This is a genomic window from Pandoraea vervacti (assembly GCF_000934605.2).
GTDB classification, from domain to species: Bacteria; Pseudomonadota; Gammaproteobacteria; order Burkholderiales; family Burkholderiaceae; genus Pandoraea; species Pandoraea vervacti.
On record NZ_CP010897.2, the window covers coordinates 2857598 to 2884555 of the forward strand.

Consider the following 26958-nt stretch of genomic DNA (forward strand, 5'->3'; position numbering starts at 1 on the left):
ATCAATACGCGCCGGAGAGCAACGCACCCGCACCGGGCACCACCGGTTCGAGACCGAGCGTGCGCAACATCGCGTAAGTCGTCGCGATGGCGGCGGTAATCACGGGCTTGCCGGTCATGGCTTCGACCTTGGCTACCGCCGGCAGGGACGGCATCTGCACGCAGGCCGAAAGCACGATGGCATCGGCCTCCTGATACGGCAGCGCCTTGACGATGTCCGGCAGACGCATCGGGTCGTGACGGCCCACGTCCAGATTGTCGGGAATTTCGAGCGCACGGTAAGCGATGACGTCGTAACCCTCATTGCGGATGTAATCGACGACGAGTTCCGTGAGCGGCTTCATATAAGGCGCCACCACGACGATGCGCTTCGCGCCGATGACCCGCAGCGCATCGACCAGCGCGCCTGCGCTGGTGAGCACCGGGGCTTGCCCGCCATTGGCGATGGTCTGTTCGGTCAGGCGCTTCTGCGACACCCGGTGATAGCCGTGGCCCATTGCCATGATCGCCACGAGGCACGCGTAGCCCAGAACGTCCACGCGTGCATCGCTCAACTCGACGGCGCATCGGTCCGACTCGGCGTCCATTGCCGCCAGTTCCTCCTTGACGACCTTCTTCATGCGCATGCGGCTCGAATGGAACGTAAAGCGCTCGGGACGGATCGTTTCGCGAAGACGCAGCATCGCGGGAATCTCGGTTTCCATCGTGGTGTTCGAACTCGGCACGATCTGGCCGATGCGGTAGTGCTGGGTCATGAAGACGGTCTCCCGAAAGGTTGGGTCAGGTAATGCCTCGCTCAAAGTCTAGTGCATACACTATATGCAAGCAACCCTGGAAAAATAGGTTTTCTCAGTTTTTTTCCGAAACAAATCAACAATTATTGCTAATTTATTTTGATTTGTAGGGGCAAACCCTAGGTCGGATGTTTTGTAGTTGCGACGTATTTTTATAATGTGTACGCTACAAATCACTGACCTCACTCACCCCCGGCGGCTACCTCGTCACAGCTGTCACAGGTATGTCGGCCACACGATCAGGAGCCACCATGAGCAAACCCCGCATCGCCATCATCGGCGCTGGCCTGGGCGGCACGGCCGCCGCAGGTCTTTTGCAGCGCAGCGGTTACGACGTCGCACTGTACGAGCAGGCCCCGGCCTTTTCACGGCTGGGCGCCGGGATCCATCTGGGGCCCAACGTGATGAAGATCATGCGTCGCCTGGGTATCGAGGACGCGCTCAACGTCATGGGCTCGCACCCCGACTACTGGTACAGCCGCGACTGGAAGACCGCCGAAGCCATTTCGCAGATTCCGCTCGGCGACTACGCAGTGAAGACTTACGGCGCCACTTATCTGACCGTGCATCGCGGCGACTTCCATGAACTGATGACGAAAGCCGTCACGCCGGGCACGATCCGCTTCGGCAAATGCCTCAGGTCGGTGGAAGATACGGGCAACGAAGTGCGCATGACGTTTACCGACGGCAGCGTCGAAACGGCGGACATTCTGATCGGCGCCGATGGCGTGAATTCGAAGATCCGCGAGCATCTGCTGGGCGCAGAGCCGCCCCGCTATACCGGTTACGTCGCGCATCGCGCCGTATTCCCCGCGTCGCTTCTGGGCAACAAGCCTTACGACATGTGCGTGAAATGGTGGTCGGGGGATCGACACATGATGGTGTACTACGTCACGGAAAAGAAAGACGAGTACTACTACGTCACCGGCGTGCCGCAGAAGGATTGGCCCGAAGGGGTATCGATGCTGCCGAGCAGCCGCGAGGAAATGCTCGAAGCCTTCGATGGCTATCATCAGGACGTTCAGCACCTGATCGAAGTTTCGCCGACGATCACCAAGTGGCCTTTGCTCGAACGCGATCCGCTGCCGGTCTGGAGTCGCGGTCGGCTTGTGCTGCTCGGGGATGCCTGCCATCCGATGAAGCCTCACATGGCGCAGGGTGCCGCGATGGCCATCGAGGACGCCGCCATGCTCACCCGCTGCCTCGATGAAGTCGGTGTCGGCGACTATGCCGACGCGTTCGGCCTGTACGAAGCCAATCGTGCGGCGCGCGCCTCCGACGTGCAGCGCGTCTCTCACAACAACACGTGGCTGCGCACGAACGAAGACCCGGCGTGGGTATTCGGCTACGATGTCTTCTCGATTCCGCTCGTGCCCGCGTCGTCTCGCACGGTCGCGCCGCCGCTGACGGCTGCCGCCTGAGCCGCCGGGGGACGAGACTTGCACTAGCCTGAGGGGGTGACGCTTGCGTCACCCTCGTAATCATTTTGCGAGTCAGTTGATGGCACTACCCAGCTCGCCTTCGGGCCCCACCACGTTACGCGTGAACGGCGTGACGCACACGGTCAGCGATGCGACACCGCAGACGCCACTGCTTTACGTGCTGCGCAACGATCTTGAACTCAATGGCCCCAAGTACGGCTGCGGCCTCGGGCAATGCGGCGCATGCACCGTGCTGGTCGACGGACAACCCACGCGCTCCTGCGTGGTGCCGGTGAGCGTGGCGCGCGAACGCGAAGTCACGACACTGGAGGGTCTCGGCGACACCACATCGCTGCATCCGATTCAGCGCGCGTTCATCGACGAACAGGCGGCGCAATGCGGCTATTGCCTCAACGGCATGATCATGAGCACGAAAGCGCTGCTCGATCGCAACCCGTCGCCGGACGACGCCGCCATTCACGACGCGCTGCGCTTCAACCTGTGCCGCTGCGGCACGCATTACGAAATCGTCAAGGCCGTGCATCGCGCGGCCCAATACCTCCAAGATGACAAGAATCGATGATGCGCCACCCGGAGACGCAGACGGCGCCGCTCCCGCCCCCACGCCCACGCCGGGATCGCAGACGGTCGCACCCCGACAAATCCCGGAGATAGCACAAAGCCATGCCTCGTCCGACGCGGCGACGCGTCACGCCACCTACGCATGGCCGACGCGACAAGGCGACGCTTGCGCACACCTTGACGTCCTTGCCCAGACGCGGGGCGATGGCACGCTGCGCACCTGGCGCTACCGCGCAGAAGTGGACGGTCCCGCATGGCTGGCCGACGCCGCATCGTCCACCCCGACGTCGGAGGCCGTTCCGCCTCATCTTCCGCCGTATCGCCACGAACACGTCGCTACCGAGGTTCTAGACCCCGGGCAGCGCATTCCCGCGACGGCCCATGCGTTTGCTCGCGAGTCGTTTATCGACGAAGTGGCCGCACAAGCCGCCCAAGACCCCGTCGCCTATCGCCTGCGCCACCTGACGCCCGGCAGCGACGACGGTCCTCGCGAAGTCATTCGCATGGTCGCGCAGCGTGCCGCGTGGGGATTACCGTCCGGCACGGATGCGCATACGCCGCCGCACGGCTGGCAACGCGGCCGCGGTTTCGCCTTCGACGCACAGTCAGCACGGTCATCGAGTCCCGGCGCACACGCCGACCCCGACACCTGGTCCGCCTGGATCGTCGACCTCGACGTGAACCCCGCGTCCGGTGAAATCGCGCTGCGACGCGTGGTCGCCGGACAAGCCTCCGGAGCGCCCGACAAGGCGGCGGAAGTCAACGGGGTCCCGGCGCAGCAGATTGCCGACGCCGTACGCCATGCGCTCGGCAGTCGATGGCAATTGGCGCCGTCTCACGATGAGACGGGGGCGGCGCGCGACGCGCACCCCGTCATGCTCGACGCCGATTCGGCATCGAGCGCCGACACGTTGCCTGTCGGCCCGGACGCCGACCATGCCGACCATGCCGACCATGCCGATCGGCTCGTCGCCGCCGCAGCGCCTGCGGCGGCGGCCATTGCCAATGCCCTGTTCGACGCCACGGGCGTTCGTCTGCGCCGGCCGCCGTTCACACCGGAAAACTTGCGCACCGCGTTGCGAACACCCGGCGACGCGATACCGCCGAAATCCGCCGGCAAGAAGCCCAAGCGGCGCGCCAGACGGCTATCCCGGTGGCTTGCAGGCGGGGCCGTGGGCAGCATTGGCGGATTCGCCGGGCTTGCGGGCGTCATGCTCTTCGGCGCGGCGGAAATCGCCCCGATTACCGCGCCGGACAACACGTTGTGGTCCGCAGCCACACTGGAGCGAGGACGGCAGATCGCGCTGGCCGGCGATTGCGCCGTGTGTCACACCGCCCCGAAGGGCGCGACCAACGCCGGCGGCCTGGCCCTCGAAACCCCTTTCGGCACCGTCTACTCGACAAACATTACGCCCGACCCCGAGACGGGGATCGGGCGCTGGTCCTACGCAGCATTTGCCCGTGCGATGCGCGAAGGCATCTCGCGGGACGGAGCGCATCTGTACCCTGCGTTTCCCTACACGGCGTTCGCAAAAATGAGCGAGCCCGACATGCTGGCGCTCTACGCACACCTGATGTCTGCGCCCGCCGTGAAGTATTCACCGCCGAAAACGTCGCTGCCGTTTCCGCTCAACCAACGACGTCTGGTCGCCGGTTGGAACTGGCTCTATCACGAAGGCACCGAATATCGCCCTGACCCGTCGCAATCCACACTATGGAATCGCGGGCGTTATCTCGTCGACGGCGCGGGTCATTGCGGCGCCTGCCACACGCCGCGCAACATGCTCGGCGCGGAGCAGTCGAAGCAGTATCTCAAAGGAGGGGAAGCCGAGGGCTGGCGTGCGCCGCCGCTCGTCGCATCGATAGACTCGCCGGTGCCCTGGACGGAGTCCGCCCTGTTCGATTATTTGCGCACCGGCTTCTCGTCGGAACATGGCGTGGCCGCCGGCCCCATGGCGCCCGTCGTGGCCGGCCTGGCCGCCTTGCCCGAATCCGACGTGCGAGCCATCGCGCATTATCTGGCGTCTCTGTCCCCGAAGACCGACGTTGCCGCTGTCACCGAGATCGCGCGGGAGCGCGCCAAGGGCGCGGATATCGCCACGACACTGGGGCTCGAAAACGGCCGCCGCACGTTCGAGGCGGCTTGCGCCGTGTGCCACACCGACAGCGGCGGCGTCGGGCACTTCGGCGTTCGCCCGCTCATGGGGCTGAACACCAGCGTAAGTCAGGCAACACCGGACAATCTGATGCATGTGCTGATGAACGGCATCGACCAACCGGCCACCGAAGCGCTCGGCTACATGCCCGGTTTCCGTGATTCGTTCGACGACAAGCAAATGGCGGAGCTCGCCGCCTTCATCCGCGCCCGCTACGCGCCGGACCAATCGCCCTGGGAACATCTGGAAGTGTCCGCGGCGCGCGCACGCATCGCCCAAGCTCATTGACGCGCGTCACCGACGCGCATCACTGACGCCCATCAGGCAGGCCGAGCGCTTGCGCTGCCCGCCTCCTTCGCCTCCCCCACAACGAAAAAAGGCCGACATCCTCTGTCGGCCCTTCCCTTGCGCACGCTGACGTATTACGCCGGTCGCCCGGCGCAACGACTATCGGTTCACCAGTTGCTTCGGATACGCAAGCGCAAGCGCGCAGCCGATCAGCATGCAGACCCCAAAGCCATAGATGCCAGCGGACTGCGTGTGAAACGTATCGCGCAGCCACCCGATGAAATACGTGCTGCCGAAGCCGCCGAGGTTGGCCAGCGAGCACGCGAACGCGATACCTGCCGCAGCGGCGGACCCTTTGAGGAACGTGGAGGGCAACGCCCAGACCACCGGCATGGCGGCTGCGGCACCCAGATTGATGAGCGAGAACAGCACGACGGTCATGACGGTGCCGTGCTGCCCCGTCGCGAAAACGAACATCGCAACTGCCGAGAGCATGAACGGCAGCACGATATGCCAGCGACGCTCGCGGCGCTTGTCCGAGCTGGCGCCCCACACCAGCACACCGACAACGGCGATCGCGTTCGGAATGGCCATCAGCCAGCCGATGGTGTACGGATCGCGCACCCCCGTGTCCTTCAGGATCGTGGGCAGCCAGAAGCTCACGCCGTACAGGCCGAGCAGCACACAGAGGTCGATCAGGCCGAGCGCCCACACCTTCAGATCGGTGAATGCCGCACTGAGGTTGTGCTGCTTGTGCGCGCTGGCGTCCTTGTCGAGATTCGCACTCAGAATGGCCTTTTCCTCGGCGCTCAGCCAGCGGGCCGAGGCAATGCCGTTGGGCAGATACATGAAGATCGCCACCCCGAGCAGCACCGACGGCAGCGCTTCGAGCACGAACAGCCATTGCCAGCCGCCAAAGCCGTGCGCGCCATCGAACATCGACATGATCCAGCCCGAAATCGGGCTACCCACCATGCTGGAGAGCGGAAGACCGACCATGAACAGCGCAATGATGCGCGCGCGGCGCTCGTCCGGATACCAATGGGTCAGATACAGCAGAACCCCGGGCAGGAAACCGGCTTCGGCCACGCCAAGCAGGAATCGAAGGACATAGAACTGCGTGGGCGTCGTCACGAACGCCGTGGCGCCTGACAGCAGCCCCCACGTGACCATGATGCGGGCGATCCACAGCTTCGCGCCCACTCGCTGAAGAATCAGATTGCTCGGCACCTCGAACAGGATGTAACCGGCAAAGAAAAGTCCGGCGCCGAGGCCGTACACGGTGTCGCTGAACTGCAGCGCATTGAGCATTTGCAGCTTGGCCAGACCGACGTTGATCCGGTCCAGATAGGCAGCGAAATAACACAGACAAAGAAACGTGATCAGACGGATGGTGACTTTTCGGTAAAGCGCATCGACATTGCTACCGTGCAAGGCAGGCTGCGCGACCGAGTTGGGTGTGGCGGTGTAGGACATGGCGACTTCCCGTGGCGTGAGCGACTGGATAACGGTGACGCAAGCGGCGCTCGCGTGATACGCAGGTGCATGCGGCTTGCTTATGTGCATGTATAGCACAAACAAAAAAGCGTACACACTACAAATTAATTGGCGACGAACAAAGGGAAAACCCGAATATTTCGAATTAACTCTTATTTTTTATACGTTTTTGTGGTTTTCCATCATTCACTCATAACAAGTGAATCGCTTATTTATAGTGTTAACGCTATGAATTAAGCAAATTGCGAAGACTCACACGTCAGCGTATCTCAAGTCGGCCGCTTTCGTCAGCGCAACAAAAAAGCGCAGCACTCAACTGCCCTGGCGTCTGGCCAGCACTTCGTCACGCGGTCCCGCATCGACGATTCGGCCGCTCTCCATCACGACGACGGTATCGAAGCGCACGAGCAGACTCGGTCGATGGACGGAGGCGACGATACACGCCGAGGGAAACGCATCGTACATCCGGTCGAACACACGCCCCTCTGCCAGCGGATCGAGCGCACTCGTGGGTTCGTCCAAAAGCAGCAACGAACTGCCCTGCGCGGCCAGCGCGCCGCGCGATAACGCCAATCGCTGGCGTTGTCCGCCCGACAGGTTGCCGCCGCGTTCATTGAGCATGCTGGACAGCCCTTCGGGCATCGTTTTCAGCACATCGTCGAACACGCCCGCGTGCACTGCCGCGCGCAGCGCGTGAGCGTTGGCCGGTTCACCGAAGGTCAGATTCTCTTCGACGCTCGCCTCGAAGACGTCGGCCTCCTGTGGAATCAGCGTGGCCAGCGTGCGCAACTCGGACCACGCGATCTGCGCGTCGTCGCGCAGCAATGTCCCTTGCTGCGGGAGGTAGAGCCCCGCCAGCGTTCGCAGCAACGTGCTTTTTCCCCCGCCGCTCGGGCCGATGAGCGCTACGCGCGAACCGCGCCGCAACACCAGATCGATGCCGTGAAGGCCGCCACGCGCATCTGCCGCGTAGCGCCACGACACGTTGTGCAGAGTCAATGTTTCCCAGGGCGCATCCGGAACAACAGCGGGCACGGCAGCTTCGGGCTCGCCGGGGGCGGCCCAGATCGGCTCGGCGCTACCGTAATCGGTATGCATGCGCGCGAAGCTCTGGAAGTTCGACGCCATCGCGCCCACGACCGTGGCCGCCTGTTGCGCGTATTGGTAAATCATGAAGACGGTGCCGAGCATGACCGTCTGACCGGGCTCGCGTGACTGCAATACGTAGACCACGACCAGAATCCAGGTCAGCCCCATGCCCAGAATGTCGACGGCGAACCACTTCCCTTCATTGACCGTGACGGCGCGCCGCAATGGCGCCATCACCGCGTCCATGCGATGCCCCAGCAGCTTGCGCGAGGCGACCTGCAAGCGCAAACCGATCACCGTACCGGCATTGCCGACGAAATCGAGCAATGCCGCTGCATAGCGTCGTTCCGCGTCATTTTCCGCCCGGGCGAGTTGCATCAGCACGCGGTCGAAGCGCAGGATGATGACGGCAATGACGACGTACCCCGTCACTGCAATCGCGCCACTCGTGCGAGACAGCAAGGCCAGCGCGACCAGGGGGCCGACGAAATTGAAAACGCTTTGCAGATAGCCGAACTGGTTCTGCGCGAAGTCGGACAGTGCGCGGCTCGACTGAACGACGCGATGCTGCAATTCGCCCGAATGCCGCCCGTCGCGCCATGCGAGGGGCGCGGCCGCGATGCGCGCGTACAGCTGATCCGCCAGACGGACACGCACGCGCACACCGACGTTGCGCTCCAGGATCCGCCCGGGGCCATGAATCAACCAGGAGAGCAGATAAATGCCCACCAGATACGCGATCCAACGCCCCGCGACGGCCATATTCCCTTGCTGGAGCGCGTTGATCGCCTGTGCCGCCAGCCAGGGCATCGTCAACCGCAACAACTGGGCCGCCGACAACAACGCGGCCGCACCGAGCAAGTGACTTCGCACACCTTTCGCGTGACGCCATAGGGCCCGATAGAGATCGCGCGCGGCACTGCCAAGGCCGAGCGAAGGTTCGCGCGAGGAAGCGTCTGACGCCGTCATGGGTTCGCTGGTCCTTTGTCGACGTTGCGAACGTCGTTGTGAATGCCTGTTTGAAGCTCGTCGTGAAGCGCATGGTGAAGCACGCTATGAAGCGACACGGCGGCCGGGCCGCTGCGATGGCGTCGGCCCGGCCGCCGTGTCATGAGGTCATGCCCATGGCGTGACCCCGAGAGCGGTCAATATAGGGGAAAAACGCGGCATCGTCCCGGTCAGAGCGTCGAGTGTACGTGTAGGGGCTCGTGCGCGACGCCCGCTGGCGAGCGAGTTCCCGGCGCGGGCTGGCCCGTCGGGATGACGTCAACCACGTCGGGCACCGCCGTGACCGGCGTCTTGTCGCGAGGCGATGGCGCGACGTAGTAGAAGCGCAATTCGGCGTCGGGATAGTGATACGGGGCCATCGCCAGATTCACCGCACACGAGTCGCAAAACGGCATGCGCGAGCACATCACGATGGAGCGCACGACACCTTCACCCGCCGGATGATCCGCATAGATCTGGGCCAGAATCATCCGTTCGGTGTCCAGCGCGCGCGATTTGGCTTCACCGGACCTTGCGTTGTAGGTCGGCAGGTTGGCATCCGCCACGACATAGCGCAACTCCGGCGGCTCGGTCGCATCGCCCGACTGGCTTCCTTTCGTTAACTTCATCGACGCCGTCACCTTTGCCGCTTTTGCAGCTTTTGCCGCCTTGGCAGCGCTGTTTCGCTGGTGGATGACGCTCATCTCGCGTTGCGCATAAGCTGCCCCAGCGTCGACGAAACGCACACCCGGTGACGTGGGGCTCAGTATCGGGAGTCGCGAACGCTGAAGCCCGGACAGGCAGTAATACAAGGTGCGCGATCCGTCTGCGAGCGTGACCTCGGCAAGCGCAATGTTCGCGTTGCCGGATAGCCCGCGCAACCGGTCCTGAACAGCACGCGCCGCGCGGGCGTTGCCCGTGACCAGGGCCTGGAGGCCCGACATGCCCGGAAAGACTTCTTCGAAATACGCCAGCACGTCGCGCGTCGTCTGAATGTCGCCCGTAAACGGCAATTGAGACCACACCGCCAACGGCGACGGACGCGACACGAAGTCCCGCGCGATCGCATTCACGAAGGCATCGGACTGCGTGGGATATTGTTGCCAATGCGCCCATAATCGATCGAACGTTGGCAGCAACGCTGGATCGACCTCGGGCGCGGCGCTTGCGCCGGCGCCATCCACTTCGTCCATGCCTCCCCTTGCGACGGCGATCCGATGCTCGATGGCGCGAGTGATCCGACCGAGTGCGCGCCGCGCATCGACGACCGACAACGGCACGTCTTCCAATCCCCGCCACACGTCCGCCGGTGACGGCGCGCGCTCCCACATGCGCAGGTACAACTGCAACAGGGTGCGCGTCTCCCCGTAAGAGATCGCGGGCAGCACAATGGCGTTCTCCGCCGCGGCGCGATGCTGCTGGGCGGCCCGGTATTCGCGAATGTCCCGATGTTGTACGTCGCGACGATGCAGTCGCACGTGCTGCGACGCGCTGCCTCCCGCGTGCTGCGGCAGAGCGAACCGATAATGGATGTCGTGCGTGACCTGAATCACGCCGCGCAAGACGCCATGGCGATCCCGATAAGTCCCGAAGGGGGCCGCGAACCGCATGTCGCCCAGCGTGAGATGCACTCGGCGGCCACCGACCGGGCCATCCGTCGTGGCCTGCTCGAAGAACGTCAGTTCCCCGTCCACCGTCGGCACGTAGACCGACGCGTGCGCCACTGGCGATTCCGCGCCGACGTGCGGTACACCGTCCTCATCGAATTCACCGAGCCGCCCGAAGGCAAAGAAGCGTTGGCGGCCGTCCGGCCCCGCGAACGGCTGCGCGTAGACAGCGAGTCGCAACCGCAACACCGGCGAGGCCTCGATGGCCTGATGCTGCGACACCGTCGCGCCCTGTTCGGTTACGCTCACCTGCCCCGGGCGCTCCACATGGCATTCGAGACACATGCCGTCGACGTCGGCCCCAAGGCCACGCGAGACGCGACATAGGGAGTCCGGCCCCCCTTCTGCACGCAGTTCGTCCAGCGCTCGCAGATTGGACGCGTGCTTGCGTGTGCGCGCGACGGTCGTACCGTAAAGCACGCCGTCGATTTCGAAAACCTGAACCCCGTTCCGGGTCAGATCCGGCCGGTATTCGACGTAGGTATTCGGGGGTAACGACCACTGCACGCCACGCCCGAGTGCGCCGTCGAACGACTCGTGTTCGTATGTGGCATGGCCGGTGCGTTCCCCCGAGACTGCAGGGGCGTTGTGTGAATTGTCAGAGGCGTCTTGCGGCCACAAATGCGAAAGCAAGGCGAGTGCCTCGTGGCCAAGCGTATCGGGACGAACGACTGCCGCGAGGCACCCGAACCCGGACATCGTCATACGCGCGGCCAGTCTTCGCGCGGGGTCGCGCACTGAATCTTCGCTTAAGGCCAAATGAAACGCCACATGACGACGCGGACGAACCGGCATCGCATTGTCCGACACGTGACGCCGATCGCGAGGCAAATGCCGTTGCACCGTGTCCAGCAGCAGTTCGACGACCTCCTCAAGGTCGGGCGAATCGAGCACAGTCGAGTCGGGCGAAGGCCAGCCCGGCGAAATCGACGCCCCTGCCCGCCGGTCCCAGAACCGCAATTCGTCGCCCTCGGCAATGCGTGATTCGATCGTCGGCCAGGTGTCGCCCCAGAAGGTCGGGCCGTGCGTGCGCGCGTAGCAGCGAGGCCAAAACGTGTGACGGGGCACGCAGTTCAATACGGGAGAGACGAGTTGCGGGGCCTGGTCAGACAGCGATAACGCATATTGGCGCCAGTCGCCGTCCGGATCGCGAAGGGCCAGCAAGATCGCGTGCGTCGCGTCGTACATTACGCGCTGCGCGGGCGAACCCGGGTGAGCGGCATGGCCCACAATCAGCGAGGTTCGAAATGGAATCAGCAGATCTGCCCGAGCGAACGCCTCGCGTGTCTCACTGTCCGACACCGCTACCGATTCACGGATCAGCGTCACTAATGCCCGTTGGAGGTCTTGGCGGTACGTCGCGCGTCCCATGCGCAATGCAGCGGCGCTGTCGCGCGGCAGCGGCGTGACACCAAGCGGACGGTGCTCAGCGGACGGCAGGCACGCAGGGGACACGTCATGTGCGTCGCGGCTTGCCGGCCCCATACCCAGCAATCCGAAAACGCCATGGCTGAGGCTCGATTGTGGCAGGAGCTCAGGTGCGACGTGCCTGCGGCCTGGCGTGCGGGGCACCAGAACGTGACGGCCGAGAGAGGCGAGAGAGGTGACAGGCGTGGCCGGCATCACCGCAGCAGTCGCCAGTCCGGTCACGCCAAGCAAGGTCAGCGCGAATACGGCGCCCGACCGGTTCGACATGCCCGGCGCGCTCGATCGGCCCGATAAATCGTTCGGTGCCGCACCCGACGCTGAACCCGACGCTGCACCCGACACCCCACCGCGAGTGTCCACAACGCGGCGGGTTCGTGGGTGAGCGCCACTGTGCGCGCTGCGTCGGTAGGACGACCGGCCCGCGCGCCAGTCGTCGGCGAACGCGTGACGCTGGCGGCGATGCGGTGCGTCGTAAACATGCGACACGGGGCGATGGGCGTGGTGCGGGATCGACTGATGCATTCGGGTCATGACGCGTGTCTCCTGGGTAAGTCGCTGCGAACGGCCGTCGCGCAAATGCCCGTCGAGTCGCCAATCGCAGCCACACGGCAAACGCTAGCGCGGTTGGCAGCCTCATGATTGCTGAAACGAACCGGCGTTTGTGCCAGCGTTGACGGCAACGTCAACGAGAACGGCGACGAGAACGACGAGAACGACGAGGACAACGACGACGACGGTGCGGCGCGTCGCGTCATTCCGGCGACACCGCTTCGCTGCTATGCTCGACGCATCGTCACCCAGGAAAACGCACGTTGGATCCCTTGAAGACTGATCTCTCGCCTGACGCGGACACATCCCTCGACCTTGAGCCACGCGCCGCACTCGATGTGCTGCGTGCCTTCCTCATCCTCGGTCTGACGAGCTTTGGGGGGCCGATCGCGCATATTGGATATTTCCGCCGCGAGTTCGTGGAAAAGCGTCGTTGGCTCGACGACGCGAGCTTCGTCGATCTGGTCGGGTTGTGTCAGTTCCTGCCGGGGCCAGCGAGTAGTCAGGTCGGCTTTTCGATCGGCTTGCTGCGCGCCGGCTGGCTTGGCGGGCTCGCCGCATGGTGCGGGTTCACATTGCCGTCGGTGCTTTTGCTTCTCGCGTTTGCTGTAGTTGCGCCGCACCTTGGCGGCACCGTCGGCGACGGTATCGTCCATGGCTTGAAGCTGGTAGCGGTCGCCGTGGTGGCGCAGGCTGTCTGGGATATGGCGCGCCGACTCTGCCCCGACACACGTCGCGCCGGTATCGCGCTGGCCTCGGTGGCGGTGCTCGCGTTCACGACCACTGTCTACGCCCAACTCATCGTCATCGTGCTCGGCGCCGCACTGGGATGGGGGCTGTTGCGCGGGGCTGACGCGCCAGGCACCTCGTCCGACGTCCTGCTTAACACACCGACGCAAACCGCCCTTCTGCGCTTTCGGATCTCCCGCACGGCGAGCGTCATCGCGCTCGTGCTCTTCTGCGTCCTGCTGGCCGGACTTCCGGCACTTCGGCATCTCACGGATGACCGGGCGACGGCGATCTTCGACGGCTTCTATCGCGCGGGCGCACTGGTTTTCGGCGGCGGGCACGTCGTGCTCCCACTGTTGCAAGCGCAAACCGTGACAACGGGATGGGTGACGTCGACCGACTTCCTTGCGGGCTATGGCGCAGCACAGGCAGTGCCGGGCCCCCTCTTCACGTTCGCGTCGTATCTGGGATGGTTGTCTGCGGAACAGACAGGTCCGTGGCTGGGCGCGACGCTGGCCACCGTCGGCATATTCCTTCCCGGCTTGCTGCTGGTCATCGCCGCGTTGCCGCATTGGCAGGCATTGCGAACCCGCACGTCGAGCGCCGCCATGCTCGCCGGTGTCAATGCAGCAGTGGTCGGGATTCTGGCATCGGCCCTGTACTCGCCAGTCTGGACGAGCGCCGTTCGCGGCCCGGCCGACTTTGCCGTGGCCGCGATAGCGTTTGCCTTACTGGTGCGCTGGAAAGCCCCGCCGCTGGCGGTGGTCGCGTTGTGCGCGATCGCCGGTGCGACGGGCCTTGCCTGATCCATGAAGCGCTGCCGACGTCACTGCGCTTCGGACAGACGTTCGACGCGCAAATGCTCCACCGATTTCGCGGCGCGATTCACGTCCGCCGGGTCGTGCCACAGCGGCTTGCGCCCAAACGTCGTGTACATCTCCACCTGATCGGCGTAGTGCGGCGAACGTGTGCCGTCCGGCGCAATAAAACCGCTCTGGCCGGGTGCGACCACGTCAAACGCCGCCACCTTCGCGGCACTGCCCTTCGGACCGAACACGATCAGGTCGTTCTCCGTTCCCCGGTTCATATAGACGGGCGTACGAACTGCTTCGCCAGCGCCCGCCTGCGGCACACCGAAGAAGTTGTTCGCGCGAAACGTCAGCGGAACAGTCGGTGCGCGCCATGCGGAGATGTCCGGCCCAAGCCTCGCCTTCAGTGCTGCAATCGCGTCGTCGAGCGCGGCGAGAATCACGTCGTCCTGACGCTTGCCGTCGAAGATGTCGAATTCAAACGGCACGCCCGACTTGTCACCGCGCAACGCTTCATAGAGCACCTTGCTGCCGTTGGCGATATTGAGCGAGCCGGTGGGTCCGTCTTGCGGCGCGGCGTAGCCGCTTGCCAGGAACCACTTGTCATAGGGCGCCGGCACCACTTGCCCCAGCGTGCGCTTGAGCATGGCGCTCAACCAGGCGTCCATGACTGCCGGACCCGCCGTGTCGTAATGGCCCGTGTGCGCGGCGTCATGACTTAACCCGTTCCAGGCGCTCAGTTGCATGGCAAGTTGACGACGTGCGTCGGTGGCGGGCAGATTGGCCGTCGCACGCTCGATGAACGGCAGGAAGTGCCTGCGGTTGACGTCCACGGCGCTGGTGTCCTTCAGGATCTGCCACATTTCGTCCACGCCGAGTTTGTCGTGCGCTTCGATTCGTTTGTCGATTTCGACGACACGGTCCGCTCCGCCCCACGCAAACGCGAACAGATCGCTCGCCGGGTAGCCCTTCTGCGGCGAATTGTTCCAGTTGGCGATCCAGCCTTGCTTCGGGTTGTAGACCTTCGGATTGGTCGAGAACGGCAACAGCCCCTTCCAGTCCCACTCGCCGGTGCCCGGCACCGGCAGACGCGGATCATGTCCCGGCTGTCGCGCCGGGTACGCGCCCGTGTGCACGTAGCCGATGTTGCCGGACACGTCGGCGTAGTACCAGTTGATGGTCAGCGCATGCCGGGCGGCCTGTGCGGTCCATGACTTCCAGTCCTGCGCCTGATGCGTCCACGCGAGCAACGACTGCACCTCGAGGCCGTCCCATGCACGCGCCTTGGCGTAGGCGACGGGCCGCTTCGCGTCGCGCTGCATGACCACGCCGTGCACCGTGCGATATACCTCCTGCACGACCGGCACGGCCCCTTTCACCCGAATGATCTCGACACGCTTTTCCATGTCGTGCCACTGGCCGTTATGGAAGTAGCGATTCGGATTGGCCGGGTCCAGCTTTTCGGCGTAAATGTCGATGTCGTCCCCGAAACCGGCTGTCGAGCCCCACGAGATCTTTCCGTTATGACCGAACAAAATGCACGGATAGCCGAACGGGGTGTTGCCGACCAGATCGAAACCTGCGCCGTGCAGGCCGATGCCGTACGTGTACGCCGGCGCGAACCAGCCGAACTGCGGACCGTTGAGCATGATGGCGCGGGCATCGCGCGCCTTGCCTTTGCCCACGATCCACATGTTGCTCGTCGTCGGAAATCCGGCCAGTCCCGGTTGTCCGGACGTCTCGAACTGCGCAAGCATCGTGGCTGCGTTGGCCTCGGTGTCCAGATGCAGCAGCGCGCCGTCGCTACCGCGCGCGAGCCGCGCAAGCATGGGCGCCGGACCATCGTAACGGGCGAGCGGCTGCATCGCAGCGCCGGACGCGGGACCTACCTTCACCGGGTACGCGCCTTCCGAAGCCGGCACCGTCGACGGTGCGTCCGGATTGGCGATCCACTTCAATTCGTTGAACAGCGCCATGCCCTTCTGCTCGCCGTACTTATCCTTGAGTGCGGTGACGAGCGCCAGATTATCGATCTCGCTGGTCGCGTCCGAGAAGCGATTGGCCATCGTGCCGACGAAGACCATCGCCACGTCGAAGGCGTCCCAGTTGGCCGGCTGGAAACCGAAGTCGTTGAATTGCCTGGGCATCCGCTTGTCCGGCTGCGCACGGATCTGCGCGATCCAGGCGTTCATGCCGGCAGCGTAGCCGTCGAGGATGTCTCGCTCGCGTTGCGGCAGATCGGCCAGTTGACGGCGAATGGATGCCGGCCAGTAGTTGCCGCGAATCGACTTGTCGAAGTCGACGAATTTCTCGCCGAGCGCTTCGGCGACGGTGCCCTGTGTGCTGCGCCGCGCCATCTCCATCTGGAACAGTCGATCCTGCGCGATGGCGTAACCGTAACCGTAGAACAGTGCGTAAGTCGTCGACGCGTAAATGTGCGGCACGCCAAACTCGTCACGCTTGATGGTCACGTCCGTGCGCCCCGGAACGGCGTTTGCGGCGGCCGTCGTGGTCGCTGCCGACGCTTCCGGCACGGCCAGGGTTGCCAACGGCCCCGTCAACGCCATAGCAAGCAATGAGGCTGCGACACCTGCCGACATCCGGGGGCCGCTGCGCGTTACGTTGCGCGCGGTTGCATGGGCTGAAACACGCGAGCGAGAATTCAGGGTCATCAATGTCTCCGTAATTGTTATGAACCGGCGTGTTATGAGCCGGCGTGTTATGAGCCAGCGCATTGAAGCCTAACATGATAAAACCGACCGGTCGGTTAATTATTCCGAAAATAAATCGACAGGTGTGGAGCGCTTGCGTAATGTCGTTCGGTAACGTCGTTCGCAACGATGATCCATATGCCGTTGACCTGTCCCCTGGGGTCGACCTCACGATGGTCGCCTCCGGTCAACACACCACGAGGTGAGCAATGAAATCTGCGACAACGCGTCTGAATGCCTCCGACGCGGCACGTCGGCTTGGCGTGTCGAACAAGGCGCTTCGACTCTACGAGCAACACGGACTGCTGACGCCCGGGCGCACATCGGCGGGCTATCGCGTCTACGATGCACGGGAGATGGCCAGAGCTGAGGAAGTCGTGGCGCTAAGAGCCCTGGGCCTGAGTCTCGCGCAGGTCGCAAGCGTCATGAATGGCGACAAACCGACGCTGGCGGACGCCCTTGCCACCCACGAGGCGGTGCTCGACGCCGAGATTCGGGCACGGCTCCAGCGTCTGGAAACGGTACGGAGTCTTCGCGCCGGGCTGGCCCTCGGCAGAATGCCTGCGGCCGGCGCACTTCCGGATCTCGTCGAACAAGCCGCGCCGAGCGTCTCGTTCGATCTGCCATGGCCATGGGGCGGCGAGCGGTTCGACATGCGCGACATCCGCCCGTTGAACTACATCATCGGCGCGTTGGGCAGCGGCAAGACGCGACTGGCAATGCGACTGGCGCAAGCGATGCCCAACGGCGCGTTCCTGGGACTGGATCGGCTGGATGCGCAATGCACGACTGCTCTTTCCGCTCCCCCGCTTCGCGCGCTCGACGACGCGCGCTTGCGTGAGCGTGTCGCACAGGCCGAGGCGTGGCTGATGGACGAAGGCGCACAGCCATCCGAATCGCTCACCGTCCTGCTGTGCGCATTGGAGGCTGAGCGCGCCGGTGCACTGGTCGTCGACATGATTGAACAGGATCTCGGGCAGCCCACGCAGGAAGCCTTGATTCGCTATCTGCGTCACCATGCAAAGCGTCGTGTTCACCCGCTGTTCATGATGACGCGCTCATCCTCGATTCTCGATATGAGCGCCATCGGTCCCGACGAGGCCATCATCCTCTGTCCGGCGAATCACAGTCCGCCGGTGCGGGTCGCTCCTTACGCGGGTTCGCCCGGTTACGAGGCCGTCGCCACGTGCCTTGCCTCGCCGGAGGTCCGGGCGCGCATCGCGGCGCCGCCTGCGATGGTGTGACCGGTGACGCCGACGGCCGTGGCCCTCAGGCGCGCCCGGCGGATGACGAACTACGAACGCTCGTTATCGCAACCGGAGACGGGCGGCGAGCCGGCTTCGGTACGTGAGCGCGCCTGCGTGATGTTGCTGAACGGCGGCACATCCTGCGTAAGCCACACGTTCCCCCCGATGACCGAGCCTTCACCAATGGTGACGCGTCCAAGAATCGTCGCCCCCGCGTAGATGACCACGTTGTCCTCCACGATCGGGTGACGCGCCAGCCCTTTGCGCGGGTGGCCGTCATCATCCGCGGGAAAGCGTTTGGCGCCCAGCGTGACGGCCTGATAAACCCGCACGCGCTGGCCCAGAATGGCGGTCTCGCCGATCACGACGCCCGTCCCATGATCGATGAAGAACCCCGCACCGATCTGGGCGCCCGGGTGGATATCGATCCCGGTTTCGGAGTGCGCCTGCTCTGCGATGATGCGTGCGAGCAGCGGCAATTCGAGGCGATACAACTCGTGCGCGATCCGGTGATGGATCATGGCGTGGATGCCGGGATAGCAGATCAGCACTTCGTCGACGCTGCCTGCCGCCGGGTCGCCCTGATAGGCCGCGAGCACGTCCTGATCGAGCAAGTCGCGAATTTGCGGCAATTTGGCGGCGAATTGCTGGATCGCCGAATGGGCGCGTTCGTCAATCAGCGCCGCGGTGATGGCCGCATCATGACGTGCCTTGTAGCGCCATTCGAGACGCGCCTGTTCGGCGAGCCCGTTCAGGGCGCTCGTGAGCGTGTGGCCCACGTAGTAATTTTCGCCTTGCTGATGCAGATCGAGCGGCCCGAGCCGCATCGGGAACAGCACACCCTTGAGTTGCACCACGATGTCGGCCAACCGCTCGCGCGAGGGCAGATCGCGGCCACCGGGTTCGAGCAGGCGTCGCTGGCCGTCGCGCCAGCGCAAACGGGCGGCATGCAATGAAGAAACGATGTCGTCGATGTCGAACGCTGCCACGAGTGGAACTCCTGAAAAGCAATGGGTGCCGGCGAGTCTGTCGTCGCCGTCGGCACGGAACTGGGGGGACGCGCGAGCGCGAATCCTCGAAGAATAGCGGGTTTCGAAAGCACCAGTCCCGAAGTGGTCTTATGAGGGCTGCGCGCCGGGCATACTATAGCGACGCGATGGAAGCCTTCAGACGCTGGCTCAATGCCATCGCCGTTGCCGGGTCGGGGATGTTGGTAAAGCCCATGAGCAAGCCCGATCGCGCAGGCTGCTCGCTGTACCAGCGACTCAAGGCGTGCACCGCCAGTCCCTGTGCGTGTGCCGCGTCCGCGATCGGCACGTCGTATGGTCGTGCGGCATTGTGTTCGCCGTTGTGCTTCAGATAGGCCAGCGTCTGAATGCCGCCTGCCTGTGGTTGAACGTAAAAATCGTCGTGAAAGACACTGGCGAGTGCATCGACTAGCCACATGCGGCGCTCGGCGTAGAGCGTGCGCATCTTGCGAAGATGCCGTGCGAAATGTCCCTGCTCCATGAAATCCGCGACCGTGGCCTGAACGGGAACCGACGCCGGACCGCCCAACTGATCGGCGGCAGCGGCAAAGCGGTCGATATGCGTTTCGGGCACGACCAGATAGGCCAGACGAAGGCCCGGGAACAGCACTTTGCTGAATGTTCCCGTGTAAAGCACGCGGTTGTCGTGGTCGAGACTCTTGAGGGCCGGCAATGGACGGCCGTGATAGCGGAATTCGCTGTCGTAGTCGTCCTCCACGATCCACGACTGCTGCCTCGCCGCCCAATCCAGCAGCGCCAGTCGCCGGGGCAACGATAACGTCGTACCCATGGGGCTCTGATGCGTCGGTGTGACGACGGCAAATTGCGCGTCGGGCGCGTGCCGCACGCCGTAGTCCACGTCGAGACCTTCCTCATCGACCGGGACCGAGGCGAGGCGCATGCCGATGCTCGTCAGGAAATGTCGCGCGTACGGATAGCCCGGATCCTCGAACCAACCTTGCGCGCCCGGCGTAATCAATGTCCGGCACACGAGATCGAGCGCGGCCCGATAGCCGGGGGTCACGAACACCTGTTCTGCCGTGCACGCGATACCGCGGGAGATGCCGAGATACGTCGCGATGGCGTGCCGCAGCGGCAGGTAGCCTGCCGGTTCCGGATAGGACAGCGACACGAGATCCATCATGCGTAAGCGTCGCCCGGCCAGACGGACCCAGGTCTTGCGGGGGAACGCGTCGAGCGCGGGAAGGCCAAGTTGAAATGGACGCGGTGTGCCGCCTGTTGCCATGGCGTCACGGTGTGGGCGTGCCCGGCGGGCCGGTGCGCTCGGGGAAGATGCGGTCTCGCCGACAGGTGACAGGCGCGGGGACACGAACGTGCCTGCCGCGCCGCGCGGATCGAAGTAGCCCTCGCTCGTGAGCATCTGGTAGGCGAGCTCGACCGTACCGCGCGCCAGATTGAGTTCGCTCGCCAGGCTTCGCACCGACGGAACGCGCTCGCCCGACCTGAGCTTTCCCGTCGCGATGGCGTCCCGGTAACGTCGATAAAGCTGGAGATAGAGCGGTGCGCCGTCACTCGGGCCGGGCTTCAGATAGGGGTGGTCCATCCGATATGTCCTATTGATTTCGTCAATTCTTGCATCTGAGCGCTAGGACATGATTCTCGTAAATTGGTGACGTTGCGACAAGCCCCCGCCATTCGCACTTTGTATCCATTCACTTTCTGGAGAGATTCGATGAGTACGCTTCGTCTATCGTATTGGACGTTGTCCAATGCGGCCTATCAAGGGTTCACAGCGACCAAGAAGGCGCTTGAGAAGAGCCCGCTGGGCAAGCCACTGGTGGAACTGGTGTATCTGCGCGTGTCGCAGATCAATGGATGCGCGTTTTGTCTGGAGATGCATGCGAAGGCGCTTCGCGCCGACGGCATGCCGGATCGCAAGATCGACAGCCTAGCCGGTTGGCGCGTGAGTTCGCATTACAGCGCCCGTGAGCGCGCCGCCCTGGAATGGACGGAGTCCGTCGTCGCCATCGATCGCACACACGCGCCGGACGAAGATTTCGCCCCGCTGCGCGAACACTTTTCAGATGCAGAAATCGCTGATCTCACCTTCGCCATCGCGTTGATGAGCGCGTTCAATCGCCTGGCGATCGGAATGCGGCAGTAACCTGGTGGCCAACGAAAGGCGCCGTGATCGTCTACGTCGGACGTCGGACGGACGCGGCGTCATGACTCACCGGCCGCAACGTAATCCCCTTCCAATGCCCATCCGTTTGCAATTCCCGGGCATGGCGATACAACGCCTTGCCCGCCTCGCACCGACGCGAGCACGCGCTGCGACGCTGCCTCGCAGTCTTCCCCCTCCTGGCGGTGTTCGATGGCATCGATCAGCGCGATCAGGCTGCGTTTCGATGCCGCCAGATTTCGCTCCAGCGCGTCGATTTCGCCGACCTTGCGGCGCAGCACGTCAAGCAACTTGTCGTGCGGCCATGCCTTGAGATCCGGCGGCAGGATCGTGCGGATCTCATCGAGCGAAAATCCGGCGCTCTGAGCTCGGCGGATCAACCCTAGCCGCGTCAGCGCGTCGTCGTCGTACTCGCGATACCCATTGGATTGCCGCTGCGCATTCGGCAGCAATCCCTGCGCCTCGTAAAAGCGGATGCGCGACGCCGCCAACCCGCTCGCCTGCGCCAACTCACCGATCTTCATCTTTCCTCTCCCGCCACTTGACATTAAAGTTAACTTTAAGGTTATCGTCCTGTTATCGTCAACGGAAGATTCGAGGCACGAACATGACCTCCATGCCCCCCACCCCCTCCATCCCCCAGGCAACAACCCTCTTCACACCGCTCACGCTGCCCAACGGCGCGTCGATCCCCAACCGCATTGCCAAGGCGGCGATGGAGGAGAACATGGCCGATGCCGATCACGCGCCGTCGGATGAACTGATGCGCCTGTATGACGCCTGGGCCAAGGGCGGCGCAGGGTTGATCATCACGGGCAACGTCATGATCGATGCACGGGCGATGACGGGACCCGGCGGGGTTGTCCTCGAAAATGCCGAGCACTTGCCCCGCTTCCGCCAATGGGCGCAAACCGCACGGCAACACGGTGCGCAGGTCTGGATGCAACTGAATCACCCGGGACGTCAGATGCTCTCGGCGCTGGGGCAACAAACCGTTGCCCCGTCGGCGGTCGCCCTCGACCTCGGCAAGCTCTCCAAGCGCTTCGCCGTGCCCCGTGAGATGGCCGAGGCAGACATTGCCGATGTCGTCGAGCGGTTCGCACGCAGCGCCCGGCTGGCAGAGCTAAGCGGATTCACCGGTGTCGAGGTCCATGCCGCGCACGGGTATCTGCTCAGCCAATTCCTGTCGCCGTTGACGAACCAGCGAGGCGATCGCTGGGGCGGCAGTCTCGAGAATCGTGCGCGGTTGTTGCTGGACGTTGTGCGGGCGGTGCGCGGTGTTGTCGCGCCGGACTTTGCCGTTGCGGTAAAGCTGAACTCGGCGGACTTCCAGCGTGGCGGATTCGGGCCGGACGATGCCCGTCGCGTCGTCGAAATGCTCGGCTCACTCGGCGTCGACCTCGTCGAGCTGTCTGGCGGGAGTTACGAAGCGCCCGCCATGCAGGGAGAAGCGCGCGACGGACGAACGCTGGCCCGCGAGGCATACTTTCTGGAGTTCGCACGCGAGACCCTCGCCGTGGCCAGCATGCCGTTGATGGTGACCGGCGGCATTCGTCGGCGCGCGGTGGCCGAGGAGGTGGTGGCAAGCGGCACGGCGATGGTCGGAATGGCCACCGCGCTTTCCATCGAACCCGCCCTGCCGAATCAATGGAAGGCAGGACAGACGTCAGCCCCGAAACTCAGGCCGATTCAGTGGAAAAACAAGGCCTTGGGGTCGTTGGCCAACATGGCCGTCGTGAAGTTTCAGCTCAAGCGCCTGAGCGCCGGGCGCGCGACCGACTCCGAGGTGTCGCCCTTGCGTGCGCTCATCGCCCAGCAGTTAGGGGCAGCGTGCCAGACGCGACGGTATCGTCAATGGATGGCCCGCAGCGTCCCGCAATAACGCGCAATAACGGGCAATAACGCCCGGGACGTGCAGGCATGCAGACATCGAACTCGCTTGTTCGCTCGCTTATTCGAAAGCGGGATCGATGGGCACACGGTAGCCGACGGCGAGCCGATTGGTCTCGTTGGCCATACCGACGACGGCCAGCAATTCGCCGAACATTTCGTCCGTCATTCCGGCCCGCCGCGCGCCTGCCGTGTGACTCGCCACGCAGTATCCGCAGTTGTTGGTGACACTGACGGCCACGTAGATCAACTCCTTCACGAGGGGATCGAGCGCTCCCGCAGACATGATGTCCTTGAGACTGCCCCAAGTGCGCTCGAGGGTCGGGGGATGCTGGGCGATGTATTTCCAGAAGTTATTGACGTCGGGGACACCGCGAGCGGCCTTGATGTCATCGAAGACGGCTTTGACTTCAGGCGAGGCGGCGGCGTATTCGACAGGCGTTTGCTGACTCATGGAGGAAATGCGCCGAAACGGCGTTCGTGGAAGTGAGAACGTAGGTTACAAGTTTTCACTGCTCAGGAGGTCACGGCGTGCAACCGAGTGCGGGCCATCCCGGTAGTCCCCGCCATCGGTCCCGCGTCGTCGCTCTCCTGCGTCAGACGAAACACTGCGACGGCGGCCTTGAGCGCCTCGGCCTGTTCCGCGAGCGACTGCGCTGCGGCCGACGCCTGCTCGACCAACGCGGCGTTCTGCTGTGTGACCTCGTCCATCTGCGTCACCGCGCGTGCCACCTGGTCGATGCCGGCCGTCTGCTCCTCCGACGCCGCCGAGATTTCCGCCATGATGTCCGTCACACGTTGCACGCTGGCGGCAATCGTGTGCATCGCAGCGCCCGCCTCTCCCACGATCCGGCTGCCTGCGGCCGAACGCTCGGCGGACGCTTCGATAAGCGTCTTGATGTCTCGCGCCGCGCTTGCCGAGCGCTGCGCGAGCGTGCGAACCTCGCCGGCGACAACAGCGAAACCACGCCCCTGCTCGCCCGCCCTCGCGGCTTCCACCGCCGCGTTGAGCGCCAGAATGTTGGTTTGAAATGCAATCCCGTCGATAAGCGCGATGATGTCGCGAATCTTGGCGGAGCCGGCATCGATGGCCCGCATCGTGTCGGTCACTTGGCTCATGGCCGAATCGCCCGCGCCGGTCTGCTCGCTCGCCTCGCGTGCCAATTGGTTCGCCGTGCGCGCGTGCTCCATGTTCTGCCGCACCGTGCTCGTGAGCTCCTCCATGCTTGCCGCCGTCTCTTCGAGCGACGCCGCCTGCTGTTCGGTCCGCGCCGACAGATCGAGATTGCCCGCGGCGATCTCACGCGCGCTGGCCGCAATCGCCTCACCGCTCTTTCGCACCTTGGCCACGGTGTCGTTGAGTTGCGCCTTCATGTTGCCCAGCGCGCCCAGCAGGCGCCCCATCTCGTCGCTCGATGTCACATGCACCGGGCGTTGCAGATTCCCGCCGGCAATTTCCTCGAAGTGTTCGAGGACATCGTCCAGCGGACGCGTAATCGCACGGTTCAACGAGCGCGCCGTGAGAATGGCAGCGATGATCGCAAACCCGATGGCGCATAGCGTGAGCGCGAACAATCGATCATAGGTGGCGACGGCCGAATCGAAGCTGGATTTGGCGCGCGTGTCGTAGAGCGTCTTGAGCGCATCGTTGGCGTTGACGTACGACGTGTAGCGCTTGCCGAGCACAGCCGCCTGCGCGTAGTACACATCGGTCTGTCCGGCAGCAATGCTGTTCTGGGTCGACGTGAACGCCTCCCTGAGCGCCTGGCGCGCCGCCGTCACCTGCGCTGCGAGACGCTGCTCCTCGGCGTCCGACGGCAGCGCCAGATACGCTTGCCATGCCTTCTCCGATTCGCCCCAGTACTCGGTGCCCTTCCTGACGTCGGCGGACTTCACGTCCTCGCTCGGCGCCTGGGGCGCGCGCAGCACCACGGCCCGCGCGCGGCCAATGTGAATCTCCGCCTCGCCCAGCAAGCGCGTGCTGGCCAGTTCCTTGTCGTATACCTCGCGCAAACTCCCGACCGTGTCTCTCAGGCCGAGCAGCGCAAGGCCTCCGATGATCAGCACCAGGCCTGCCAGACCGGCCACGGCCATACGCAGTCGCCAACGAATCGTCCAATTTTTCAACATTTGCGCTTCCGCCTTTCTTTCCTGTTGGTGGCCACCGACAGCGGCAGCCGCCTTACCGCCCCCGCACGATACACGTTCCGGTGCGACAGTATTAGCGGCTCCAACGGCGCGAGCGCAAAAAACTTGAGACGGGACGTCCGACACGGCGCTTGTTCCGGCAATTGCCTGCAATATCGGGGGATATCGGCGCCGAATGCGTCACACTGGTGCGGGATTAGCGTCTGTCAGACGCGATTGGAAAGACGATGAAAGGGACGCGGCGACCGGCTGCCGTCGCCACTGGCCGGCGATGGCGAAAACTACATCGATTTGTACGAAGCGCACTCGCTGCGACCGACAGACGACGCCGTGCACGCCGCAACAGACCGACGCTACCGGCCAACACCACAGGCGAACTGCGCGCGCACGGAATTTGCATGGGATAGGACTTCGGACCCACGTCCTTACCCGAGAGGAACGTCAACGTCATGACGTCAATCGCCCGTTCCGCAACGCATCCCGCTGCAACGCCGTCGTCCCGTCGTCGCCTTGGCGCATGGATTACCGAAAACGAAACGGCCATCGCCGACCTGCGCGCCGAGTTCGTTCGACGCGCCCGCCACCGCAGCATCACGGAGCCATTGAGTCCCGCTGTCGGTCGCTTGCGAGCCTGCATCGTGGACGACCCCGTACGCCGCATGGATCTTAACCGGGCCATCGAGCAAGCGCTGGACGACGGACATCGACTCGGCTTCGAGGATATCGACACGCTCATCCACACCCTCGATTTCGTCGTGACCACGGCGCCGGCGTTCGACCACAAGAGTCTGATCGTCTGCCCGGTCAACGCGTTGCTCGACTGGCTGATGTGCATGCCGTCGGGCTACGCGTTCTTTCGCGACCCGGAATTCAACCGCTGCATGCGCGACGTGCTCACGCAGTGGTGTCAATTCTTGAGCGGCCCCGAGTCACGCACGTTTCTCAACACGCGCGCGCCGGACGGCTGGCTGAGCGCCGCCGCGCAGGCGCGTCTGAAGCTCCACGAGTTCGAGGTCGACCTGTCACAGCCGTTCGGCGGCTTCGATTCATGGAACGCCTTCTTCACTCGACGCTTCAAGCCGGACGCCCGCCCGATTGACGCGCCGCACGACACGCGCGTCGTCGTGAATGCCTGCGAGAGCACGCCCTACCACGTCCGGCGCGACGTGCGCATGCGTGACAGCTTCTGGATCAAAGCGCAGCCCTACTCGCTGATCGACATGTTCGGGGCATCGCACAAGGCGTTGGCGGCGCCCTTCGCAGGGGGACTGGTGTATCAGGCGTATCTGAGCGCGTACGACTACCACCGCTGGCATGCGCCCATCGACGGGACGATCGTCGCGGCGTACCGGCTGCCCGGCACGTACTTTTCGGAAACGGAATCGGAGGGAGACGATCAGGCGGGGCTCAACGACTCGCAAGGCTATTTGACGGCAACCGCGACACGCGCCGTCGTCGTCATCCGGGCGGATGACCCCGCCATCGGTACGTTGGGATGCCTGTTCGTCGGGATGGGAGACGTGTCCTCTTGCGTGCTTCAGGTGCAGCGAGAGCGCCGCGTGAGAAAAGGCGATCCGCTGGGACACTTCCAATACGGCGGCTCGACCTACTGTCTGGTGTTCGAACCGGGGGTGGTGCAGTCGCTGACGGTCGATGAGGACAGGTTGCCTGGCGACAAGCCCGTCAAGGTCAATGCCGCCATTGCGACGATCGGATGATGGCCTGACACACTGGCCTGACACACGCCGATCGCCCGGCGAATCATTCGAACCGGGTCCGTCCGACGCCATGCGTGC

The 26958-nt window shown here is 64.1% G+C and carries 19 protein-coding genes; 9 read left to right on the top strand and 10 right to left on the bottom strand.

What is annotated here, in order from left to right:
- Position 1: 1 nt before the first annotated feature.
- Complete coding sequence (locus UC34_RS12610; protein WP_044455819.1) at positions 2-754, bottom strand: maleate cis-trans isomerase family protein; 753 nt, start codon at positions 752-754, stop codon at positions 2-4.
- 290 nt (positions 755-1044) lie between these two features.
- Between UC34_RS12610 and UC34_RS12615 the strand changes: the two genes are divergently transcribed.
- The 3 genes from UC34_RS12615 (at position 1045) to UC34_RS12625 (ending at position 5240) form a co-directional block, all read left to right on the top strand.
- Positions 1045-2214: an FAD-dependent monooxygenase gene (locus tag UC34_RS12615; protein ID WP_044455820.1), complete on the top strand. Its 1170-nt coding sequence runs from the start codon at positions 1045-1047 to the stop codon at positions 2212-2214.
- Between the two features lie 79 nt (positions 2215-2293).
- Positions 2294-2797: a (2Fe-2S)-binding protein gene (locus UC34_RS12620; protein ID WP_044455821.1), complete on the top strand. Its 504-nt coding sequence runs from the start codon at positions 2294-2296 to the stop codon at positions 2795-2797.
- Complete coding sequence (locus UC34_RS12625) at positions 2781-5240, top strand: c-type cytochrome (protein WP_084070596.1); 2460 nt, start codon at positions 2781-2783, stop codon at positions 5238-5240. Before UC34_RS12620 ends, UC34_RS12625 begins: the two co-directional genes overlap by 17 nt.
- A 159-nt stretch (positions 5241-5399) precedes the next feature.
- On the opposite strand, the gene UC34_RS12630 is transcribed toward UC34_RS12625, so the two are convergent.
- From UC34_RS12630 to UC34_RS12640, 3 genes are all read right to left on the bottom strand, one after another.
- Positions 5400-6716 carry an MFS transporter gene (locus tag UC34_RS12630; RefSeq protein WP_044455822.1) on the bottom strand — a complete coding sequence of 439 codons (1317 nt, stop codon included), beginning with the start codon at positions 6714-6716 and terminating at the stop codon, positions 5400-5402.
- A gap of 333 nt (positions 6717-7049) precedes the next feature.
- Entirely contained in the window at positions 7050-8795 is a 1746-nt protein-coding gene (locus UC34_RS12635; protein WP_044455823.1) for an ATP-binding cassette domain-containing protein, read from the bottom strand.
- Between the two features lie 209 nt (positions 8796-9004).
- Complete coding sequence (locus UC34_RS12640) at positions 9005-12439, bottom strand: hypothetical protein (protein WP_167370659.1); 3435 nt, start codon at positions 12437-12439, stop codon at positions 9005-9007.
- A 108-nt stretch (positions 12440-12547) separates the two neighbouring features.
- Between UC34_RS12640 and UC34_RS12645 the strand changes: the two genes are divergently transcribed.
- Positions 12548-12733, top strand: coding sequence for a hypothetical protein (locus UC34_RS12645; RefSeq protein ID WP_044455825.1), 186 nt, complete (start codon positions 12548-12550; stop codon positions 12731-12733).
- Positions 12730-13992: a chromate efflux transporter gene (chrA, locus tag UC34_RS12650; protein ID WP_044458105.1), complete on the top strand. Its 1263-nt coding sequence runs from the start codon at positions 12730-12732 to the stop codon at positions 13990-13992. The genes UC34_RS12645 and chrA overlap by 4 nt, the downstream gene beginning before the upstream one ends.
- A 20-nt stretch (positions 13993-14012) precedes the next feature.
- Here chrA and UC34_RS12655 read toward each other — a convergent pair whose 3' ends face one another.
- A complete protein-coding gene (locus tag UC34_RS12655) occupies positions 14013-16667 on the bottom strand; it encodes a penicillin acylase family protein (protein ID WP_237165098.1) in 2655 nt (884 codons plus the stop codon).
- A gap of 248 nt (positions 16668-16915) precedes the next feature.
- On the opposite strand from UC34_RS12655, the gene UC34_RS12660 reads away from it, so the two are divergent.
- Positions 16916-17950: a MerR family transcriptional regulator gene (locus UC34_RS12660; protein ID WP_044455826.1), complete on the top strand. Its 1035-nt coding sequence runs from the start codon at positions 16916-16918 to the stop codon at positions 17948-17950.
- A gap of 50 nt (positions 17951-18000) precedes the next feature.
- Here UC34_RS12660 and epsC read toward each other — a convergent pair whose 3' ends face one another.
- Together epsC and pdxR are read right to left on the bottom strand one after the other, a co-directional pair.
- Entirely contained in the window at positions 18001-18942 is a 942-nt protein-coding gene (gene epsC / locus UC34_RS12665; protein ID WP_044455827.1) for a serine O-acetyltransferase EpsC, read from the bottom strand.
- 154 nt (positions 18943-19096) lie between these two features.
- Entirely contained in the window at positions 19097-20545 is a 1449-nt protein-coding gene (gene pdxR, locus UC34_RS12670) for a MocR-like pyridoxine biosynthesis transcription factor PdxR (RefSeq protein WP_044455828.1), read from the bottom strand.
- Between the two features lie 129 nt (positions 20546-20674).
- On the opposite strand from pdxR, the gene UC34_RS12675 reads away from it, so the two are divergent.
- Positions 20675-21106, top strand: a complete 432-nt coding sequence (locus tag UC34_RS12675) for a carboxymuconolactone decarboxylase family protein (protein ID WP_044455829.1) — start codon at positions 20675-20677, stop codon at positions 21104-21106.
- A gap of 59 nt (positions 21107-21165) precedes the next feature.
- Here UC34_RS12675 and UC34_RS12680 read toward each other — a convergent pair whose 3' ends face one another.
- On the bottom strand, positions 21166-21648 hold the full coding sequence (locus UC34_RS12680; protein ID WP_052811026.1) for a MerR family transcriptional regulator: 483 nt from the start codon (positions 21646-21648) through the stop codon (positions 21166-21168).
- Positions 21649-21740: 92 nt separating this feature from the next.
- Here UC34_RS12680 and UC34_RS12685 point away from each other — a divergent pair, with 92 nt between their 5' ends.
- Positions 21741-23006, top strand: a complete 1266-nt coding sequence (locus tag UC34_RS12685) for an NADH:flavin oxidoreductase/NADH oxidase family protein (RefSeq protein ID WP_044455830.1) — start codon at positions 21741-21743, stop codon at positions 23004-23006.
- 69 nt (positions 23007-23075) lie between these two features.
- Here the strand turns inward: UC34_RS12685 and UC34_RS12690 are convergent, their stop codons facing one another.
- Together UC34_RS12690 and UC34_RS26040 are read right to left on the bottom strand one after the other, a co-directional pair.
- Positions 23076-23468, bottom strand: coding sequence for a carboxymuconolactone decarboxylase family protein (locus UC34_RS12690; RefSeq protein WP_044455831.1), 393 nt, complete (start codon positions 23466-23468; stop codon positions 23076-23078).
- A gap of 62 nt (positions 23469-23530) precedes the next feature.
- On the bottom strand, positions 23531-25144 hold the full coding sequence (locus UC34_RS26040; RefSeq protein WP_052811027.1) for a methyl-accepting chemotaxis protein: 1614 nt from the start codon (positions 25142-25144) through the stop codon (positions 23531-23533).
- A gap of 467 nt (positions 25145-25611) precedes the next feature.
- Here UC34_RS26040 and UC34_RS12700 point away from each other — a divergent pair, with 467 nt between their 5' ends.
- Positions 25612-26880: a phosphatidylserine decarboxylase family protein gene (locus UC34_RS12700; protein ID WP_044455832.1), complete on the top strand. Its 1269-nt coding sequence runs from the start codon at positions 25612-25614 to the stop codon at positions 26878-26880.
- The last annotated feature ends 78 nt before the right edge of the window (positions 26881-26958 follow it).